Source organism: Acinetobacter sp. SH024, from assembly GCF_000163635.1.
Lineage (GTDB): Bacteria > Pseudomonadota > Gammaproteobacteria > Pseudomonadales > Moraxellaceae > Acinetobacter > Acinetobacter pittii.
Genome location: NZ_GG753605.1, coordinates 80,113 through 100,413, shown reverse-complemented (window position 1 = coordinate 100,413; position 20,301 = coordinate 80,113). Strand labels below are relative to the sequence as shown.

Sequence of the window (20,301 nt, the reverse complement as noted above, 5' to 3'; positions counted from 1 at the left end):
AAAGCAACATGGTTTAATTCAAAGTATGTCTCGTAAAGGAAATTGCTTAGATAATGCTGTAATAGAAAGCTTCTTTGGAATATTAAAATCGGAGTGCTTTCATGGTGAAAAATTTCAATCAACTGATGAGTTAGAGAAAACTATACGAGAGTACATTCATTATTATAATCATGAGAGAATCAAGGTGAAGCTACAAGGTTTATCCCCTGTACAATATAGAAACCAGTTTTTAAAAACTGCTTAACTAACTGTCCAACTTTATGGGGTCAGATCATCCTACCGCAAAGAAAAGGGGACGCAAGGGTCTAACGAATTATAGTAGAACTATAACCCGCTACGAGTTACGGTCTGTCAAAACCGTCTGGCAATGTAGGCCAGCAACGAGATAATAATCGGTGATTTTAATTACGTCAATTTAATGTTTAAAATATTTTTGATTTAATAATAAAACTAAATGTATTTTTAAAATAATAGGATTAATATTTATATTTAATTAGAAAAAATAAATAATAAAATAATCTTATTAATAATAGGGTTCAGTATCTTATAAATAAAATATTATAGAGATAGCTGCCTATTCTAAACTTTTAAGCATTTCTTTAGCATCCGAATCACCTGCATCGGCAGCGTGCTGAAACCATTTCTTTGCCAGTTGTAGGTTTTTCGGTGTGCCTTCACCATTTAAATACATCTGGGCCAAGTTGTACTGAGCATCGCTTTCATTGTGCTCAGCCGCTTTGGTGTACCACTTAAGTGCTTGCTCATCGCTTTGTGAGACGCCGTGACCTTTTTTATATAGATGAGCTAAATTATATTCTGCGGGTGGGTAGCCTTGCTTGGCAGCACGACTAAACCATTCAAACGCCTTTCCATAATCTTGCGCAGTTCCTTCACCTCTGTCATATAACACCCCTAAGTTATATTGTGCTTTCGCATGGTCCTTGGCCGCAGCCTTAGTAAAATAATCAAAAGCGCGCTTGGCATCTTTTTCGACGCCCGTGCCTGTGTAATACATCATCCCTAAACTATATTTTGCCCCCATACTTCCATTTTGATCAGCCACAGTTAGCCATTTAAACGCTTGCTCATAGTTTTTAACAACGCCTTGTTCGCCACTTAAAAGCATCATCCCCAGATGATATTGAGCAACGGATTGTCCTTGTTCTGCACGATATTGAATATCGGCCACGCTCGGTTCAGCAAATGCTGAAGAATGAAGAGAGAAAATCATCGTAAATATATAAAAAGTAGTATTTTTTATTTTCATATCTCATCCTGCATTTTATTAATTTGAGTAGTTGTTTTCTTCAATATCTATTTGAATATAAAAGAAAAATATTAAATATATTTGGTTGGTTTATAGTGCTTTAAAATGATCTGATTTTACGGTTTAAATACCTATTTAATAAAAAATTAACCTAAAACTGCATATTTAGACTAGTTACATTTTGAAAATGAGTATAGATAGACAGATTAGTCTTTTTTTAATTAAAATGCGGCCTAAATATAAGTTTGATTGATAATAAAAATGCAGATGAGTGTGTCGAGTATATTGGAGCGTTTAGGCCTTGTTTCACAAAATCGCGCTGTTCATATCCAATTCTCAAATCAGTCTTTAAATCAGCAAGTTTTCTTGCAACGCATTGAGGGTGAACATACCCTCAATCAAGGTAGCGTTGCTGAGTTACTGTGTCTATCGACAAACGCACATATTGCATTAAAACAATTTATTGGCTGTCAGGTTGCCGTAGATCAAGTCACCGATACAGGCCAGTTCTTTAGAACCACGGGCATTATTACCGAAGCGAGCCAAGGGCAAAGCGACGGCTCACTCACCATTTATAACCTCACCTTAAAAGACCCAACTGCACTCTGGCATAAACGCCGTAATAGCCGCGTGTTTATGAACAAAAGCGTGCGCGATATTAGCGAAATTCTATTTAAAGAATGGCAGGGGAAAAGCCCGTTATTTGCCGCAAGCTTAACACTCGACACATCTGGCTTAACCAAAGACTATGATGTGCGTCCATTTGTGATGCAGTCAAACGAAAGCGATTATGACTTTTTAACCCGTTTATGGCGTAGTGAAGGCATTAACTGGTTGGTCGATGAATCGCAACTTTTTGTCACTGACCCGAATGCTTCCATTCAGCCACAAATGTTACGTTTAATTGATGATAACCAAAACTATCAGGCACTTGAACGTCGTAGTCTCCGCTACCAACGCAGCAGTGCGACAGAACAGTTTGATACCATTACTCAAGTCAAGGCAGAGCGAAGCTTGCAGCCAACGTCTGTTCATATTCAACGTTGGCAAGCCGATGCGCTGCAACAAGAAGAAGGCAGTGGCAGCGTACAAGGCACACAAAAGCACAGCGAACACTATGACAATGCCAGCTTAAACCTTGAAGATGCATGGCATGTCAGCCCCGCGTGGATGCAGGACTTAAATGGTAAAGACCAAGCTACAGCTTCAGGCAATAACCAGATTGAACAGCTGAACCAGCACATCAATGCTTATCATTACCTAAGTTCGAAACAGTTTACGGTTTCAGGTAACGTCCGTGATGCACAGGTCGGTTACTGGTTTGAACTTAATGATCACCCGGAACTCGACCAACATGACAGTGCCGATAAAGAATTTTTAATCTTAAGCAAGCACTACTACAACCAGAATAATTTACCGAAAGAATTACAACAGCAACTTGAGCGTTTATTACCAAAAGACAAGCTCAAGGCAGCCCAACTCGATAGCCAAAACCCTGAGCAGCGCCACTATGCTGAGCTGAACGTGGTTCGTCGCAATATTAAAGCTGTGCCTGAATATAACCCACTAGAGCACCGACCAGCCGCTCACCCGCAGCGCGCTAGAGTGGTGGGGCTAGAAGGCGAAAGCATCCATGTCGACCAGTGGGGACGCATTAAAGTCCGTTTCTTGTTTACCCGAACTGACGACCATAGTCATGACGGTGGAGCGGGAAGTAACGACAATGACACCGACTCCGCTTGGGTGGATGTGCTGACCCCATGGGCAGGTGCGGGTTATGGCGCACGCTTCCTGCCACGTGTTGGTGAGATTGTTGTCATCGACTTCTTTGACGGCAATGTTGACCGCCCATTTGTGGTGGGACGCATCCACGAAGCCGAACGCCACCCAACCCAGTTTGATCAGAAAGGCCAATTACCTGATACTAAAAAACTTAGCGGCATCCGCTCAGAAGAAGTCGACGGTAAAGGCTTTAACCAGCTACGCTTTGATGACACCACAGGGCAAATCAGTGCCCAGCTACAGAGTAGCCATGCGGCCAGCCAACTTAACTTGGGTAATTTAAGCCATCCAAAAGATAAAGCGGAAAGTGATGGCCGTGGTGAAGGTTTTGAGCTAAGAACAGACCAGTGGGGTGCGGTAAGAGCTGGCAGTGGCTTACTCATTAGTACTCACAAACAGGACCAAGCTCAAGGCGTACACCTCGATGCAAATGAGGCCAAGCAACAAATCGAAGGCGGCCTCAACAATGCCAAGGCACTCAGTGAAGTTGCTAAAAATCAGCAAACTGACCCGTTAGAAAATTTAGAAAACTTAAAATCTTTTATTGAAAAACTTGAGCAGCAAGACAACGCAAAAGCCAAAACCTTTAAAGAAGCGATTATGCTGCTGGCAAGTCCGAATAGTGTCGCGTTGAGTAGTAACGAAGACATTCACTTAACCGCAGATGGGCAGCTAAACCAAACTGCTGGAGACAGCATTAATCTGTCTACCCAAAAGAACCTGATTGCACATGCCCAAAATAAAATTAGTCTTTTTGCAGCTCAAGAAGGGGCAAGACTCTATGCAGGCAAAGGCAAAGTTGAGATACAAGCGCAAGGCGATGGAGCAGATTTGATTGCCCGTAAAGCTGTTCAGGTGATTTCGACTGAAGACAAAATCGAAGCGACCGCAGCCAAAGAAATTGTACTCACCGCAGGCGGTTCTCAAGTCAAAATTACCGGTTCGGGCATTTTTATGACTACGAGCGGCAAGTTTGAGGTGAAGGCTGGACAGCATTTGTTTAAAGGAGGAGCTGAAGTAGGCATGAACCTTCAAGGGTTACCTGCTTATGAAGCCTATAATGAGAGGTTCAAGATGTTATTACCTTCAGGTGAACCACTTTCATTTGTTGATTACAAGATATCTTCTGAAGGTAAAGAAATTTTTGCTAACTCAGATAAGAAAGGTCAAACCAAAGAAATACATAGCCCTAAAGAACAGGGGCTTAAGCTCGATTTGTTATGGTTGGATCTAGAAACAGTAGATGAAGCCGAAGTTTGGGTAGATCCAGCGCAAGGAAGTAAAAATGTCTAACAGTTTAGATTGGAACAGTAAAACGAACATAAGTGAACATAGTTGTAAGGATGCTCACTGTGACTGTTTGACATTTTGGGAAATATATCAGCAAGAAGCGATCAAGAGATTATCTAATTTACAAAGAGCGAATAACTATAAACTTGAGCCAGGATATGAGGCAAGAGCAAGAAGAATTGCCTCTGTATATGCCAAAATATTTTTAGAAATAGAGCTCGGTGGGAATAAAAATCTACTAGGACGATATTATTGGATGGGCTTAGGAGCCTTTGCCTCAAAAACAGTTGCAACTATATTCAAGCATTGGGGGAGTCTGCTTGGCTATAATGTCGGTGTACAAGAGGCTATAAATCTTTTTGCTCGTGGCAATTTGTGGTTGTTTATGGATATTGCTCCTTGGCATTTAGCTTGGAGTGTATCTTCGGAATCTTTTAAGAGTTGTAAAGATACACGAGATACAAGTACATTCAAATTTGTTAAGCCAGCATTAATGAATTTGCCATGGTCATCGTGTTTACCTAGTATTAAAAATTTAAAAGCGACAAAAGAAATTAGAAAGGCTTTTGCTCTATTACCTGAAATTGAGAAAGCTTTTGCGAATGAAAAAAGTGAACAAAAAAAATTTAAAATTGCTAAAGATGATTTATTTGCGCATTTAATGTTTATTGCTGTACAGGAGCAACATAATATTCTTCAAGTTGTTGTTTGGGAAAATACATCAGTTAAATTTGGCGCGTGGATGCAACGTTGGTTTATAGGTATGCCAGATGCCACACTTGTTCTATCAAGTGATTATAGTGTAGACGCGGTAAAAAAGAATTGGTTTGGTAATTATACAGGTAGTAAAGCTGATCAATTAGTAGAGCTAAAAGAGGATGTCTATATTGCTCCTCTCAAGGATACGATTGCTGAAGATTATGATAGTCGTATGAAATGGATTGGTAAAGCAGCTGAAAAATATCACCGTTTAATGCTTGATGAAAAAGGTCGGCCATTTTTACAACAAGAATTGAAAACCATTTCTAAATGGGGAAATAGTAAAGCCGATTTTAAAATACATTCAAGTAGTAATGAAGGGAAGGTGTGATGTTAGACAAGGCTGGAAACTTATCATGAAAAACTATTTATCTTTATTTATCTGCATTATTACATGCATCTTTTTAACTTCTTGTAAGCCCGCAAATAATACTACCCAAGGAAATAAGTCGATGAACCAAAATCAAGATGTAATAGCCCTTCATTTTGGTGAACAAGGCATGCAGGATTTTAGTAAAAATAGTACTACGCCAGTTGATCGTCAGCCTGCAGGGATGAATTTTTTATCATTAGATTGGACTCCACCAAAACTAGGTCGAGTACGTGTGATTACTGAAAAGAGTAATTTAGAAATTGAAAATGTGATCAGTGTGCTAGGTACACAAGTAGCTCGACGAAGCAATGATGGTATTCAAATCATGGACATTAATGCTAGCTTACATCCAAATGAATATACCACGAGCCAAGAAGCCTATACTGCTTATACTAAATTAGTACATCAGATTAATGACAAACAATGGAAGCAATATTTTTTACCTTTTAGTGCTCGAATTGATAAGCAAGATAATTTTAAGCATATGAATGAAACGATGGGTAAGGTTATCGATCCGACTTATGTATTAAGTTTTAAAGAATGGCAGGACATTTTATCGAAAACAAATAGACTCGTATTTAACTTATACAATGGTGATGCAGAATTAAGTATTAGCCTTCAACAAACGTATCAAGATGATAAAAAAGAACAGTATATGGTGAGGTATAGCTTTGAGAACTTTAAATATGCAGGACGAAATGCTATATCTGATACAGATAAGATGAATTCAGAGCAGTTAAAGCAAGCATTTGAAACTGAAGTTGCCAATAATAAGAAAGCCCGTAAAACTGAAGAAAATAATATGAAAAAAGAGGGTTACCATATAGATGAGAGCTATATAGACCCAGATATTTGGCCTTATGTGCAATAAGCTGTAAGAAGCGTAATTGATTACGCTTCTCTTGTCATAAGAAATAGTTTAAGCAGCTTGAATGGGCTTCACCACAAAAGGAAACAGTTTCTTGCTTATGCTGGTGTAAGTACCAGAACTGCTCCGCAATGGTTTCTGGATGTACCGTGTAGGTCTTATCTTGTGCTCCAGATGTCCCATCAACAAAATCATTCACAATCACTTGGCTCACATAAACATTTGAGTCCGCTAGACTATGAGCAAGTAAGTTGGTGGTTTTGTATTGGGCGGCAGCTGTAGTTGCTAAGGATGAATATTCTTTGGCAACAAAGTCGATGCCAACTGCATCGAAAGCAAAAATCCCGTTTGTCGATAAAATACTGCCATGATTCTTTTCTAAATCACCAGAGCAAATATTGCAAGCCGAATTAAAAAAGGTTCAAGTAAAATGAAATTTTTATCATGTATATGGATATTTTTATTATTTGGTTGTACTTCTAAAAATATAGATTATCAATCTACCGATATTAATTTTGGAAAATTTAAATATTTCCAATCTATGTATAGTGGAGAAAAAACATACCAAGGTTTTGTTACAAGCTCTTCTTCTTTAAAAGAAATTTCTGAAAAAAATGCATTTCCTATTTCTAAGCTAAATTGTTTGGAAAATCAGTTTATGGTAAGAGGTGGAGTAGACTTAGATTCAGAAGAAATTAATAATCAATTATATAAATATATGGCACATGTCGAAATATGTAAAAATGATGATTGTTCAGTCGATATTAAAAAAGCAAAAATTGATACTGAATGTAGAATCGAATTAAGAAAAAATTACTCAAATGATGCTTATCAATCAAATAAAGCAAAGTTGACGAATGCTAATTTTGAATAAAATCAATTTGTTGGTGCTAAATTTGATCTATAATTTATTAAGTTGAGAACTAGAAATGTAATAAACCCGCCAAAGCGGGTTTATTTATTTATCAGAGAAGCGTAATTGATTACGCTTCTTCTGTCATAAGAAATAGTTTAAGCCGCTTGAATGGCTTCTCCACAAAGAGAAACTGTTTCTTGTTTATGTTGGTGTAAGTACCAGAACTGCTCTGCAATGGTTTCTGGATGTACTGTGTAGGTCTTATCTTGTGTGCCCGGTGTTCCATCAACAAAGCCATTCACAATCACTTGGCTTACGTAAACATTTGAGTCAGCGAGACTATGAGCAAGCAAGTTGGTGGCTTTGTATTGAGCGGCAGCGGTGGTTGCTAAGGATGAATATTCTTTGGCAACCAAGTCGATACCCACTGCATCGAAAGCAAAAATTCCATTTGTTGATAAAATACTGCCGTGGTTCTTCTCTAAATCACCTAAGCAAGTTTGAACCGTCGCAATATAGCTCGAAACACGAATATGAAAGCTTTTACTAAGCTCTAGTGGAGGGTTTTCTAAGATATTTCCTTCAATATCATGGAAAGCATTCCAATGAATATTTTTAATCTCTCCTAATCGGTCTTTAATACGATTAATAAGATTTGGTATATCTTCAAGAACCGCTAAATCACATGCAAAAGCGTAAGCTTCAATACCTTGTGTTTTAAGTTCTAAAATGGCTTTTTCGAGTTTTTCAGCATTACGTGCCACTAAACCGATTTTATAGCCTTCTTTACCAAATTTATGTGCTACGGCTTTGGAAATACCCGTTCCATAACCAAAAATTATAATATTGTTGTTCATTATAAAGTTCCAAAAAACCAATTATTTGGTTAGAAATAGTTTATAATATGTTTTTATAATGTATTCAAGCGCAAAAGTTATCTCTAAGAATAGTACTCAAAGAATAAAAATGCTTAAAAGCGGGGATTAGGGAGTCAGCTTTACATGAGTTATTGGGCTAAACATGCGCGGTTGAACGAACTTCCAATTTGGCTTAAAAAATTTTCTTGGTAAAATAAACCGGAAAATACAAATAAAGTGGAATTTAAATTTAACTAATTATGTTTAAATGGGAATAAATTCTTTTAAATTGGCTTAATGTTGTAAAAAATCCCAAAAATAATAAAAATTCGCTTTTCTTAGAAAAACAATCCCGCAGGGTGGTGGCTAAACTATATCTCAAGGGTGTGATAGGGATCGAAAAGAGTAGCATGCACCAAAACGTATAACGTTAGTGTGTACTCACCCAAAAGGTCTCGATTCGGCTTAGGACGCTATAGATCAAAAGTTTATAGGCACAAGGTTATAACTTACAAAGTTATGATTGTTGAAGTAAACCATAGATGTTTTCCCTTGACACCCTAAAAAATTCTCTATAATAAAAACGATACTTTACAAGAATATAATTTATGAATAAGCCTTATCTTTCTTCGCTACCTTCTGACAGTCAAATCTCATCTCAATTGAACAATGCCTACTTCCACGACTCGTGGAGCATTGTGCTTGGTCAACCTGATCTAAGTGTATTTGAGCAGCTTATTAAGCTATTTCAGCACACTCCGCAGTGGATAGAGTGGAGCATGAATATGCGTAATAAAATTACTTCAAAGATTGGGCTTAAAGATTTAGGAAGTTTTAAGCAGATTGATACTCATAAAAAAGAAAATGAGTATGTGGCAGGTGACCGAATTGGAATTTTTACTTTTTTGCAGCGTACCGAAAATGAATTAGTGATTGGAGACGATGACAAGCACTTAAATGTGACTTTATCTATTTATAAAAATGAAGATACCCAAGTGCTTACCGTAACTACAATAGTGCATATTAAAAATTGGCTTGGGCGATTGTATATGCTACCTGTAATTCCTGCCCATCGAAAAATCGTACCAGCGACTTTACAGATTTTAGGTTAGATTACTATTTTTATTTACGATGTGATCAGCCAAAATTGTTTATATAATAATCTTATTATCATAATAAAGAGCTGAATAATATGGAAAATAAAAATCAGTGTCGGCAGTGCGCCGTTTGTGGGAAAAATTTTTCTTTAAAAGATCTAGTGTCTGGTGAAGTCATCCGTAATGTGATTAGCGACGAAATTTTAAAAGACTATCCAGATTGGAATTACTCAAGTTTTATTTGTCGGGCCGATCTGGCAGATTATCGAATTAAATATGTGCAGTCGCTATTACGCTCAGAAAAGGGTGAACTCTCTAATTTAGAAAATGAAGTGATTGGCAGTATGCAACGCCACGAGCTAATTAGCCGAAATACCGAATCCGACTTTGATCAAAAATGGACGTTTGGGGAAAAACTGGCAGATAAAATCGCATCATTTGGAGGAAGTTGGGCTTTCCTTATTTGCTTTGCTCTATTTTTGACAGGCTGGATTATTCTAAATACGGTCGTAATGGTAGTACGGCCTGTTGATCCTTATCCCTTTATTTTGCTGAATTTAGTATTGTCATGTTTAGCTGCAATTCAGGCGCCTATTATTATGATGAGCCAAAATCGCCAAGAAGCAAAAGACCGCTTACGTTCTCAACATGACTATCAGATTAATTTAAAAGCCGAGCTTGAGATTCGCCATTTGCATGAAAAAATGGATCATCTTTTGTCGCATCAATGGGAAAGACTTGCGCATATTCAAGAAATTCAGCTCGATCTTTTGGCTGAAATGAATAAAAAACGATAAAGATTTTCTGAGTTTCACGTGGAACATGAGTAGAGCGTTATAGATTATTTTGCGGTAGAACCGAAATTTCTTTATGATTTGCCGCCATGCTCCATTGCTGCTTCTACGACCATGCCTTTAAACGACAACTTTGTTTACGCTCCACCACAAGATCCACTTTCAATTCTATTTGAAGATGACGATTTAATTGTGGTTGATAAACCTGCGGGTTTGTTGTCGGTAATGGGCCGTTTACCAGAGCATCATGACAGTGCTTATTTAAGGGTGCTGGAAAAGTTCCCTTTGGCTAAAGTGACGCATCGTTTAGATATGGCGACGTCGGGCTTACTTATGTTTGCCAAGCATCGTGATGCAGAAGTTGCTGTAAGTAAAATGTTTCAGGCCAGAACAGTTAAAAAGCATTATATTGCGTTGGTGCAAGGCCAAGTCGCACAAGAGGGCAGCGTTGAAGTTCCTCTCATTACTGACTGGGAAAATCGCCCAAGACAAATTGTACATTTTGAATTAGGAAAACATGCTAAAACCTTGTTTCAACCACTCATTTATGATGAAAAGAACAATCAAAGTCGAGTATTACTTGAACCAGTAACAGGACGTTCACATCAGCTACGTGTGCACATGATGCATATAGGACATCCGATTATGGGGGACAAGTTATATCACCCTGAGCCTAAACGTTTTCGCTTAAACCGCATGGCCTTACATGCCGCATATTTGGCTTTCCAACATCCCTTAAATGGAACGGATGTAGTGATTGAGTCACAAGTGCCTTTTTAAAATTTATATAATTAAAAAATTAATTTGATGCAATTGGGAACGGAATATATACCCAAACTGCAATAAAAGTCGGGTATTCTTGATGTCGAATAATATTAATACTGCGACAACAACAAGGAACATTTTATGACTCGTGACTACGAACAATTTCCAGATGACGATAACGGCAACGTACTTTGGCAAATGGCTGAAGATGGGGATGACTTAACCGAGCTGCATGAAATTGAATTTTCTATTGCTTTTCATGATCAGAAAAATGCAGAGCAATGTGCGCTGTATTTGCTTTATCAAGAACAAAAAGTTTCACTTTTTCAAGATGACTCTGTTGAGCCAAATGAATGGGTGATTACTATCTTCGTTAACATGGAACCTGAGTATTCAGACATTGTTGACTTGGAACAATGGTTTGCCAGCATCGCTGAGAAATTTCAGGGCGAATATGATGGATGGGGCTGTATGGCCTATGTCTTCGAGGAAGACGAAGAAGATGACCTGTTGCAGTAAGGTCTAAAATAAAAAGTAGAAGATAATCATGAACTTATCTCAAAAACAAATTGCAGTACGGTTTTTAGAGCTTGCCGCAGCTGGTGAAGTCGATGAAGCTTACAGCAATTACACTGCGCCGAACTTCAAGCATCACAACCCTTATTATGCGGGTGATGCGACTTCTTTGAGGGAAGGGATGCGTGAAAGTGCAATTGAAACTCCCAACAAAGTCTTTGATGTTCAACATGTCATTGAAGAGGGCGATTTGGTTGCTGTGCATTCAAAACTTGAAATGCAAATGAATGGGTTAACCACCTTGGCCGTGGTTCATATTTGCCGTTTTGAAAAGGGTAAAATTGCTGAGTTTTGGGATATTGGACAAGTACAGCCCGACCCACTCGTCAATGAAAATGGTATGTTCTAATCAAAAGCCCGAAACTATTCGGGCTTTTTTATTTTATAGATAAATTAAAATTTCCACTGTGCCGAGATTGAAGCATTCAGTGGCTCACCTGGTTGAACCCATAAATCGCTATAACTTGAGACATAGTAGGTTTTATCAAACAGATTATTTACATTGAGCTGATAACGTAAACGGTCAGATGGTGCATAGTAGCTATTTAAATTGACCAGCGTATAACTTGGTAAGTTAAATCCATTATCTAGATTATGCCCGCTACGCTCATCCACATAGGTGAGGTTGGCACCTACACCTGCTTTTCTTGCACCTTCTTGTAGAAACTCATAGTTAGTGCTTATAGCACCTTGGTGTTTAGGAACATTGCTCAGCCGCGCGCCTTTTGCCAAGTCTTGGTCTTTTTCAATTTGAGCATTGGTATAACTATAGTTGACATTGACGAACCAGCGATCAGTGATCTGGCTATTTAAGTCAAACTCAACTCCTTTACTACTCACTTCACCTGCTGCGGTTTGAAAATTACTGTCGATTGGATCGGTTGTCAGTACATTCTGTTTTTTCATTTTAAACAAAGCGAGACTAAGCACACTTTGATCATTTATTTTATATTTGGTGCCGACCTCATAACTTTCGCCTTTTTCAGGGGCAAAAGTCTGACCATTTCGATTCATACCACTATTCATGGCAAATGAGCGACCATAGTTGCTATAAAACGCCCATTGGTCAGAGGCTTTAAAATTTACTCCGAAACGTGGACTATTCTGGTGAAGCGTTTGGTTGCTTTCAGTCTGAGTCAGGTGATTTTCAAAGTCTTGTTCGACCTGATCAAAACGGTTGCCAAATAGCACACTCCACTGATCATTAAAAAAGATCTGGTCTTGAATATTGAGTGCAAAATAACGCTGCTGTTCTTTGGTGTCGGTAAACGGGGCTAAGTTCGGTAAATATTTGCCATATTCGGGTTGGTAGATATCAATTGTGTTTGGCATGCCAGTACTGTGATTACGACGAAGCTGGTTTTGTTTATAGTCGAGTTGACCAAGCTCGGTCGAAAGCAAAATTTCATGGCGAGCCCACGAAGTATCAACCTTGCCAAGTACCTCTGTCTGAGCCAGCACATCTTGACTTGTATAATCACGATAGCGACGTTGACGCTCTAAAGTACGTCCATCGGCTTGCATACGACGAGGTTCGGTTGCAAAGCCGACCATTTTGGCGTCTTTATAGCTGACTGCACTGTTTAGCTTCCAGTCAGGGTTAAATTCGTGACTCAGACGTAATTGGTAAAAGTAATCTTTTATTTTCAAATCACCGTCGTCAGGTTCACCTGTAAAGGTTTTCGGGTCCATCACAAACTGGTGATTGACGGTGCTGACACCACGGTCAAAGGTTCCTTTGTGTTCTGTAAATTCACTGTCAAAGTCGAGTTGCGTCTGGTCTGAAATTTTCCATGTGAGCTGTGGTGAAAAGAACCAACGTTCACTACTGACATGATCACGGAAGCTTTGATTATCTTCATGAGCCACTGCTACACGATAAGCCAGTTCATCGTTGATAGGGGCTGTATGTTCCAGACTAATTCGATATTGTTCTTGGGTATTGGCACGTAGGTTAAGTTCACTTTCGCTTTCCCACTGCGGTTTTTTACTGTTGAGGTTAAGCAAACCACCAGTTTCGCCACGACCATATAGAGCAGCCATTGGCCCTTTTAAAAACTCTAAAGATTCAATATTTACGACATCTTTTGGCGCACTAATCCCTCGGTTGATACTCAAGCCGTTACGAATCATAGAGGCGCCTAAGTTGGGATCGGTACTAAAACCACGGAAAGAGTAGTTATCCCAAAAGCCACCACCAAAACTGTTTTGATGAAAAACCCCACTCACCAAGCTTAATGCGTCATCAATCCGTTGAACGTCTTGTTGTTCCATCATTTGTTTTGAAACATAAGCACGGTTAAAAGGGACATCTAAAACATCGTGAGTAAATTTAGTCGCCGAGCTATTTTGGCTCACACCTTCTTGGGTACTTTCAGCCTGCACGCGTATGGTCTCAAGTACTGTTGAGGTTTCGTCTCCCCAAGAGAATGTTGATATAAAAGATAACCCTAACGAAGACAACAATCCTAATTTGTGTTGCATAAATAATCAGCCATGAAAGACAAAAGAACTAAAATGTAATAGTATAACGTTACATTATTTTGTTTATTATCGCTATGCTTATAGAAAAAAATATTGAACGTTTACAGTCGATTGATGCATTGCGTGGTTTGGTCATCCTGATTATGTTGCTCGACCATGTAAGAGAAACATTCTATTTACATAAACAAGTTACCGATCCAATGGACGTAACAGTAACAGAACCAGCATTATTTGGCAGTCGATTATTGGCACATATTTGCGCTCCGGTTTTTGTACTTTTAACGGGTATTTCTGCATTTTTATTTCAGTCCAAAAAACAGGACTTACAACAAACGCGTGCCTTTCTATTAAAACGCGGCTTATTTTTAATTGTGTTAGAGCTTACGCTCGTGAACTTTGCATGGACAGCAACTTTTCCACCCGAAGTCATTTATTTACAAGTGATCTGGGCGATTGGTATTAGCATGGTGGTGCTAGCGTGCTGTGTAAGTTTGCCTTTACCTGTTCTTGCGGGCGCAGGTTTGGTTATTATTTTTGGGCACAATTTATTAGATTCAGTGCACTTCTCACAAGGCGTCTTGCAAAATATATGGTTTGTTTTACATGACCGTGGTTGGATTGAGATTGCAGACATCAAGCTTCGTACAAGTTACCCTGTTTTACCTTGGATTGGCGTGATTTTATTGAGCTATGCGCTAGGTCAGTTCTTTAGTTCAAAATATTCAGCAAAGCAAAGAAGCCGCACTTTACTTAGCCTTGGTTTAGTAAGTATTGGATTGTTTGTTTTACTGCGTTTTATCAATGTCTATGGCGACCAGCCGTGGCAACATTTTGAGTCATTACAACTGAGTCTAATGAGCTTTTTTAACCTCACTAAGTATCCACCGTCTTTATTATTTATTTTGCTGAATGTTGGAATTGGCTTGCTTGCGCTTGTTGCTTTTGAGCGTATGCAGCAATATTCATTCCTAAAACCCTTGGTGGTGTTTGGCTCGGTGCCTATGTTCTTTTACTTACTGCATTTATATGTGTTGAAACTCATGTATGTGTTTGCACTCAGTGTGTGGGGAGCTAACTACGGAAAGTATTTGTCGGTCAATCATGTGTGGATGCTGTGGTTAATCACGATTGTGTTGTCTTTTGCGCTCTATCCAGCAGTTAAGTGGTTCTCGAAGTTCAAACATCAAAATAAACATATTTCGTTTTTAAAATATTTCTAATTTTCAAAACTTGAGTAAAGCGAGTTCAATGGAGCTTCGCTTTACTTGCTTACATCTAGATATAGAGTTTCTTTGACTTCTTCCATAACCACATAACTGTGTGACGATGCCGAAGCAGGGAGTTTCTTTAGCAGATCTCCTAATAAGCGGCGATATGCACTCATTTCTTTTAAACGCGCTTTTACGAGGTAGTCAAATTCGCCTGAAATAAGGTGACATTCAAGCACTTCAGGAATCTCAACTAAATCTCTAGCCACCTGATCAAACACATCGCCAGATTTGGCAGATAACTTAATTTCTAAAAAGACAAGCAAGTTACGATCCACAAAGGCTGGGTTTAGTCGAGCGTAATAACCCATGATAATGCCATCGCGTTCAAGACGCTTTACACGCTCCGAACAGGGGGTGGTCGACAGGTTAACTCTCGATGCCAATTCACTAATCGCAATTCGTCCTTCACGCTGCAAAATGTCCAGAATCATGCGATCTATACGATCTAAGGGGCGCATAGATATTTCCTCTTTTTTTTAAATTCTCGCGAGAAAAACATAAATTTACCTAGATTATAGTCTAAAAAACAGTGAAATAAACTATTGAAACAGAAATATACTAGTTAAATAAACTGGTGTGCGTGAGGGAATGGAAATGCGCGTAATTGTTTTAGGTAGCGGCGTTATTGGAGTGGCAAGTGCCTATTATCTAGCTCAACAAGGAGCTGAGGTTACTGTTCTCGATCGCCAGTCAGGTCCTGCTGAAGAAACAAGTTTTGGTAATGCAGGTCAAATTTCGCCTGGGTATTCGACTCCTTGGGCAGCACCAGGAATTCCTTTTAAAGCTGTGAAATGGATGTTTCAACATCATGCACCGCTTGCGATTAATTTAGATGGCAGCATGTGGCAGTTACAGTGGATGGCTCAAATGCTAAAAAACTGTAATCCGCAAAGTTATGCTGTAAACAAAGAACGTATGATGCGCGTGGCTGAATACAGCCGTGACTGCTTACGTGAACTTAGAAAAGATACAGGCATTAATTACGAAAACCGTGCAAAAGGCACGTTGCAGTTATTCCGTAAAGAAGCACAAATGGAAGCGGTTCAACGTGACATTAGCGTGCTACAAGAATGCGGCGTAAGCTACGAATTATTAAATGGCAACGAACTTGGTCGTGTAGAACCAGCGTTGGCAAATGCGCAAGATAAATTAGTTGGTGGTTTACACTTACCAAATGACGAAACAGGTGACTGTTATTTATTTACCAATGCTTTAGCTCAAATTGCTAAAGAGTTGGGCGTTAACTTCCAGTTCAACCAGAACGTAGAAAAGTTGATTGTTGAAGGCGATGAAATTAAGGGTGTTTTGGTCAATGGTAAGGTCTTAACCGCAGATCGTTATGTCCTAGCGTTTGGTAGCTATTCACGTGATTTCTTGAAACCACTTGATCTACAGTTACCTGTATATCCTGTGAAAGGTTATTCGTTGACGATTCCAATTGTTGACCCTGCTTTTGCTCCGCAATCTACAGTGCTTGATGAAACCTACAAAATTGCGATTACTCGTTTTGACCAACGTATTCGCGTAGGTGGTATGGCTGAGTTAAGTGGCTTTAACTTAGGCCTGAATGAAGACCGCCGTGCAACATTGCAAATGGTGACTCAGGACTTGTTCCCGGGCGGCGATATGGCACAGGCGTCTTTCTGGACTGGTTTACGTCCAATGACACCAGACAGCACTCCAATTATTGGCGCAACTCGCTTTAAAAATCTGTTCTTGAATACAGGTCACGGTACTCTAGGCTGGACGATGGCGTGTGGTTCAGGAAAATTAATCAGTGACATCGTATTGAATCACAAAACTGATATCAGTACCGATGGCCTTTCAATTCAGCGTTATTCACACGCGCATGCTGCATAACGGACGTTAGGAAAGTAATCATGCCTCGTCCTATTACCGCAGTCATCCACCGTCAAGCCTTACAAAATAACTTGGCGGTGGTACGCAAGGCTATGCCAAACAGTAAGGTCTTTGCCGTTGTAAAAGCCAATGCTTATGGACACGGAATTGAACGTGTTTATGAAGCGTTTAAAGCAGCAGATGGCTTTGCCTTACTTGATCTTGATGAAGCAAAACGCATTCGTGCTTTAGGTTGGACAGGTCCAATTTTATTGCTCGAAGGAATTTTCTCCCCTCAAGATTTATTTGATTGTGTGCAATATCAACTCAGTTTCACTATTCATAGTGAAGCGCAAATAGAGTGGGTTCAAAAACATCCTTATCCTGCTCAATTTGATGTTTGCCTAAAAATGAACAGTGGTATGAACCGTCTTGGTTTTAAACCACAGCACTATGTTCAGGCTTGGGAACGTTTAAATAACTTGGCGAACGTGTCCAAGATTACGCACATGATGCATTTTTCGGATGCAGATGGCGAGCGTTTTGGCCAGCAAGGTATTGATTATCAAACCACTGCATTTGAAGAAATTATTAAAGATTTACCGGGTGAAAGGTCGGTAAGTAATAGTGCGGCAATTCTGCGTTATCAAGACCAGCTCAAATCAGATTATGCACGTAGCGGCATCATGCTCTATGGCAGCTCGCCAGACTACCCGACGCATAGTATTGCAGATTGGGGCTTACAACCGACCATGAGCTTACGCAGTGAAATTATTTCCGTTCAGCATTTAGAGCCGAATGAAAGTGTAGGGTATGGTTCAAACTTTGTCGCAGAGCAGCCCATGACGATTGGAATTGTCGCTTGTGGCTATGCTGATGGTTATCAACGTATTTCACCAACAGGTACGCCTGTTTTAGTGGACTCAGTCCGCACTCGCACAATTGGTCGTGTCAGCATGGATATGCTGGCAGTCGATTTAACGGGCATTGAAAATGCCAAAGTTGGTAGCGAAGTGGTGCTCTGGGGCCAATCAAGTACAGGTGTTGTTTTACCTATTGATGATGTCGCAGTTTCTTCCGGTACGGTGGGCTATGAACTGATGTGTGCTGTCACCGCCCGTGTTCAATTTATTAATCAGGTATAAGGAAATCCGAATGTCGAATTCAGATATACAAAAGATCAATACTAACGAAGTCATGAGTGCCGTGACTGTTTTTAACAAAGTGGTTTATCTGTCAGGTCAGGTGCCTAAAAATACCGAGCAAGATGTGGCAGGCCAAACTCGTGAAATTCTTGCAACGATTGATGAACTTTTGGCGTTAGCCAATACAGATAAATCTCGTTTGCTCTCTGCACAGCTCTATTTGAAAAATCTTTCTGACTTTTCAACCGTAAATGCAATTTGGGTTGACTGGTTAAAAGGGTGTGTTGCTCCATCGCGTGCCACAATTCAGGCCGATTTGGTCAATCCGGATTGGTTAATTGAAATTGCCGTGACGGCAGCACAAAAGTAATTCGTTTTTACTCCAAAAATGATGATGTATCTAACAGAAGGAAGATAGATACGGTTTAACCAGTCATTTTTGGTGAACAGATTCAGTGACCTATGGCATACGGTTCAATTTTCGCCGTAGGTTGCTGATCTTAACAAAGGAATTCAAAAAGGAATTTTAATATGACAACGGCTCGTCATTCAGATACGGAAAATTCTCCTGATCATCTGCAACGAAAACTGTCTAACCGTCATTTACAACTGATTGCTATTGGCGGTGCAATTGGAACCGGCCTATTTATGGGTTCGGGCAAAACTATCTCCCTCGCAGGTCCTTCAATCCTTTTGATCTATATGATTATTGGAGGAATGTTCTTTTTCTTAATGCGTGCAATGGGCGAGTTGCTCCTTGCAAATCTGCATTACAAATCTTTTGTTGATATGGCTCATGATCTGATTGGTCCTTGGGCTGGTTATTATTTGGGCTGGACTTATTGGTTAGGTTGGGTGCTGGTGGGTATTGCGGACCTTTCAGCAGTCATTAACTATTTAGGTTTCTGGCTACCCGATGGCGCAAGTTTCTCACCAATACAGCAGGCCATGATTAGCGCAGGTTGTGTGTTATTTGTGATGGGTCTTAACCTCTTAACAGTACGCCTATTTGGTGAAATTGAATTCTGGTTTGCTCTCATTAAGATCTTGGCGATTATTGGTCTGATCGGAGTGGGCGGCTACATGATTTTCAGCCATTTCCAAGCTCCGCAAGGCGCTGTCGCAAGCATCAGTAATGTTTGGTCACATGGCGGTTTATTCCCGAAAGGTACAGAAGGCTTCTTGGCAGGATTCCAGATTGCTGTATTTGCTTTTGTCGGGGTGGAACTTGTAGGTACAACGGCTGCTGAAACCAAAGACCCGCAGAAGAACTTACCGAAAGCGATTAATGCGATTCCGGTACGTATTATTTTGTTCTATGTATTGGCACTGTTTATTGTGATGTCGGTAACCCCTTGGGATCACATTCGTGCAGATAAAAGTCCGTTTGTTGAGTTGTTCTTAAATGCGGGTATTCCGGTTTCTGCAATCATCATGAACTTGGTGGTGCTATCTTCGGTCATGTCTTCAATGAACAGCGGCGTGTTTTCAACCAGTCGTATGTTGTTTGGTTTATCAAAAGACGGTCAGGCACCTGGTGCATTTGGTCGTTTATCAAAACGCGCAGTTCCTTCAAATGGTTTGATTTTCTCTTGTACCTTTATCATGGGCGGAGCGGTGCTTCAGTACTTTGTTCCAAACACGATGGAAGCATTTACTTTGGCAAGTTCACTTTGTGTGATTCTATTCATTAGTGTCTGGAGTCTCATCATGGTGTGCTATTTACGCTACCGTAAATTACGTCCTGAATTACATGAAAAATCAACATTCAAAATGCCAGGTGGCGTTTGGATGAGTTATGTTGTTTTGGCATTTATGCTTTTCACTTTGGTGATCTTGGCATTAGAGCCAGATACATTGAAAGCTTTATATGTCAGTCCAGTATGGCTGGTTATTTTAGGTGTTACCTATCATGTGTTGTATAAACCACGTATGAAAAAACTAGGACGTGAACTCGTCAACGATCATTAAGTTTGATTAAAAAGCCAATCAATTATGATTGGCTTTTTTTATTTTTATTAGATTTTTTATCGGAATAATATTGTTTATTTTTGAATCGATAGAGCAGTTTGGAGGGTATTGGAAAAGTACATATAGCAGGATCACATGCTACACTTCGGCTAATCTGGAAACCCAGATTGATTAATTAAAATTGCCGTGAAGGCAGTACATAAATAATGTGACTTAAAAAAATCAGGACAAACGATTTATCAATTAAGGAAAAAATATACTTGAACATCTTGTCCTGAGGTATAGACTCAGCAACCCACGATATACG

At 39.5% G+C, this 20,301-nt stretch carries 19 protein-coding genes and 1 pseudogene; 15 read left to right on the top strand and 5 right to left on the bottom strand.

Annotated elements, in window-relative coordinates:
• Positions 1-244 (top strand): IS3 family transposase (locus tag HMPREF0013_RS0105795; RefSeq protein WP_031944229.1); only part of this gene is annotated, 244 nt, incomplete at its 5' end.
• Between the two features lie 330 nt (positions 245-574).
• On the opposite strand, the gene HMPREF0013_RS22780 is transcribed toward HMPREF0013_RS0105795, so the two are convergent.
• A complete protein-coding gene (locus HMPREF0013_RS22780; RefSeq protein ID WP_005079579.1) occupies positions 575-1,267 on the bottom strand; it encodes a tetratricopeptide repeat protein in 693 nt (230 codons plus the stop codon).
• 261 nt (positions 1,268-1,528) lie between these two features.
• Between HMPREF0013_RS22780 and HMPREF0013_RS22775 the strand changes: the two genes are divergently transcribed.
• Genes HMPREF0013_RS22775 through HMPREF0013_RS22765 form a run of 3 tightly spaced genes read left to right on the top strand, consistent with a single transcriptional unit; the run spans position 1,529 to position 6,342 of the window.
• Complete coding sequence (locus HMPREF0013_RS22775) at positions 1,529-4,342, top strand: type VI secretion system Vgr family protein (protein ID WP_025464201.1); 2,814 nt, start codon at positions 1,529-1,531, stop codon at positions 4,340-4,342.
• On the top strand, positions 4,335-5,429 hold the full coding sequence (locus HMPREF0013_RS22770; RefSeq protein ID WP_005079574.1) for a DUF2515 family protein: 1,095 nt from the start codon (positions 4,335-4,337) through the stop codon (positions 5,427-5,429). The genes HMPREF0013_RS22775 and HMPREF0013_RS22770 overlap by 8 nt, the downstream gene beginning before the upstream one ends.
• Positions 5,430-5,454: 25 nt before the next feature.
• Positions 5,455-6,342: a hypothetical protein gene (locus HMPREF0013_RS22765; RefSeq protein WP_005804793.1), complete on the top strand. Its 888-nt coding sequence runs from the start codon at positions 5,455-5,457 to the stop codon at positions 6,340-6,342.
• A gap of 34 nt (positions 6,343-6,376) precedes the next feature.
• On the opposite strand, the pseudogene HMPREF0013_RS25225 reads toward HMPREF0013_RS22765, so the two are convergent.
• Positions 6,377-6,733, bottom strand: a pseudogene (locus HMPREF0013_RS25225) (short-chain dehydrogenase); the annotation flags it as partial.
• 36 nt (positions 6,734-6,769) lie between these two features.
• Here HMPREF0013_RS25225 and HMPREF0013_RS22755 point away from each other — a divergent pair.
• Positions 6,770-7,213 carry a hypothetical protein gene (locus tag HMPREF0013_RS22755; protein WP_005079571.1) on the top strand — a complete coding sequence of 148 codons (444 nt, stop codon included), beginning with the start codon at positions 6,770-6,772 and terminating at the stop codon, positions 7,211-7,213.
• 137 nt (positions 7,214-7,350) lie between these two features.
• Here the strand turns inward: HMPREF0013_RS22755 and HMPREF0013_RS22750 are convergent, their stop codons facing one another.
• On the bottom strand, positions 7,351-8,052 hold the full coding sequence (locus HMPREF0013_RS22750; protein WP_005079569.1) for an SDR family NAD(P)-dependent oxidoreductase: 702 nt from the start codon (positions 8,050-8,052) through the stop codon (positions 7,351-7,353).
• Between the two features lie 608 nt (positions 8,053-8,660).
• Here HMPREF0013_RS22750 and HMPREF0013_RS22745 point away from each other — a divergent pair.
• The 5 genes from HMPREF0013_RS22745 to HMPREF0013_RS22725 all read left to right on the top strand — a co-directional run bounded on the left by HMPREF0013_RS22745 (position 8,661) and on the right by HMPREF0013_RS22725 (position 11,633).
• Complete coding sequence (locus HMPREF0013_RS22745; RefSeq protein ID WP_005079567.1) at positions 8,661-9,164, top strand: DUF2867 domain-containing protein; 504 nt, start codon at positions 8,661-8,663, stop codon at positions 9,162-9,164.
• An 80-nt stretch (positions 9,165-9,244) separates the two neighbouring features.
• Positions 9,245-9,946, top strand: a complete 702-nt coding sequence (locus tag HMPREF0013_RS22740; RefSeq protein WP_005079566.1) for a DUF1003 domain-containing protein — start codon at positions 9,245-9,247, stop codon at positions 9,944-9,946.
• Between the two features lie 111 nt (positions 9,947-10,057).
• Positions 10,058-10,723 carry an RluA family pseudouridine synthase gene (locus HMPREF0013_RS22735; protein WP_005079564.1) on the top strand — a complete coding sequence of 222 codons (666 nt, stop codon included), beginning with the start codon at positions 10,058-10,060 and terminating at the stop codon, positions 10,721-10,723.
• Between the two features lie 126 nt (positions 10,724-10,849).
• Positions 10,850-11,227: a ribonuclease E inhibitor RraB gene (locus HMPREF0013_RS22730; protein WP_005079563.1), complete on the top strand. Its 378-nt coding sequence runs from the start codon at positions 10,850-10,852 to the stop codon at positions 11,225-11,227.
• 28 nt (positions 11,228-11,255) lie between these two features.
• Entirely contained in the window at positions 11,256-11,633 is a 378-nt protein-coding gene (locus tag HMPREF0013_RS22725; protein WP_005071906.1) for a nuclear transport factor 2 family protein, read from the top strand.
• 44 nt (positions 11,634-11,677) lie between these two features.
• Here HMPREF0013_RS22725 and HMPREF0013_RS22720 read toward each other — a convergent pair whose 3' ends face one another.
• Positions 11,678-13,768, bottom strand: coding sequence for a TonB-dependent receptor (locus HMPREF0013_RS22720; protein ID WP_005079559.1), 2,091 nt, complete (start codon positions 13,766-13,768; stop codon positions 11,678-11,680).
• Between the two features lie 74 nt (positions 13,769-13,842).
• Between HMPREF0013_RS22720 and HMPREF0013_RS22715 the strand changes: the two genes are divergently transcribed.
• Positions 13,843-14,988 (top strand): DUF1624 domain-containing protein, encoded by a 1,146-nt coding sequence (locus HMPREF0013_RS22715; RefSeq protein ID WP_005804789.1) that lies wholly within the window; start codon positions 13,843-13,845, stop codon positions 14,986-14,988.
• A 41-nt stretch (positions 14,989-15,029) separates the two neighbouring features.
• Here the strand turns inward: HMPREF0013_RS22715 and HMPREF0013_RS22710 are convergent, their stop codons facing one another.
• Complete coding sequence (locus HMPREF0013_RS22710) at positions 15,030-15,497, bottom strand: Lrp/AsnC ligand binding domain-containing protein (RefSeq protein ID WP_005804788.1); 468 nt, start codon at positions 15,495-15,497, stop codon at positions 15,030-15,032.
• Between the two features lie 136 nt (positions 15,498-15,633).
• On the opposite strand from HMPREF0013_RS22710, the gene HMPREF0013_RS0105785 reads away from it, so the two are divergent.
• From HMPREF0013_RS0105785 to HMPREF0013_RS22700, 4 genes are all read left to right on the top strand, one after another.
• The gene (locus tag HMPREF0013_RS0105785; RefSeq protein ID WP_025464200.1) at positions 15,634-16,899 is read left to right on the top strand and encodes a D-amino acid dehydrogenase; all 1,266 of its coding nucleotides are present in this window, start codon (positions 15,634-15,636) and stop codon (positions 16,897-16,899) included.
• Between the two features lie 20 nt (positions 16,900-16,919).
• Positions 16,920-18,023: an alanine racemase gene (alr, locus tag HMPREF0013_RS0105780; RefSeq protein WP_025464199.1), complete on the top strand. Its 1,104-nt coding sequence runs from the start codon at positions 16,920-16,922 to the stop codon at positions 18,021-18,023.
• A 10-nt stretch (positions 18,024-18,033) separates the two neighbouring features.
• Positions 18,034-18,393 carry a RidA family protein gene (locus HMPREF0013_RS22705; protein ID WP_000071347.1) on the top strand — a complete coding sequence of 120 codons (360 nt, stop codon included), beginning with the start codon at positions 18,034-18,036 and terminating at the stop codon, positions 18,391-18,393.
• A 161-nt stretch (positions 18,394-18,554) separates the two neighbouring features.
• Positions 18,555-19,994, top strand: coding sequence for an amino acid permease (locus tag HMPREF0013_RS22700; protein WP_002118023.1), 1,440 nt, complete (start codon positions 18,555-18,557; stop codon positions 19,992-19,994).
• Positions 19,995-20,301 lie beyond the last annotated feature (307 nt).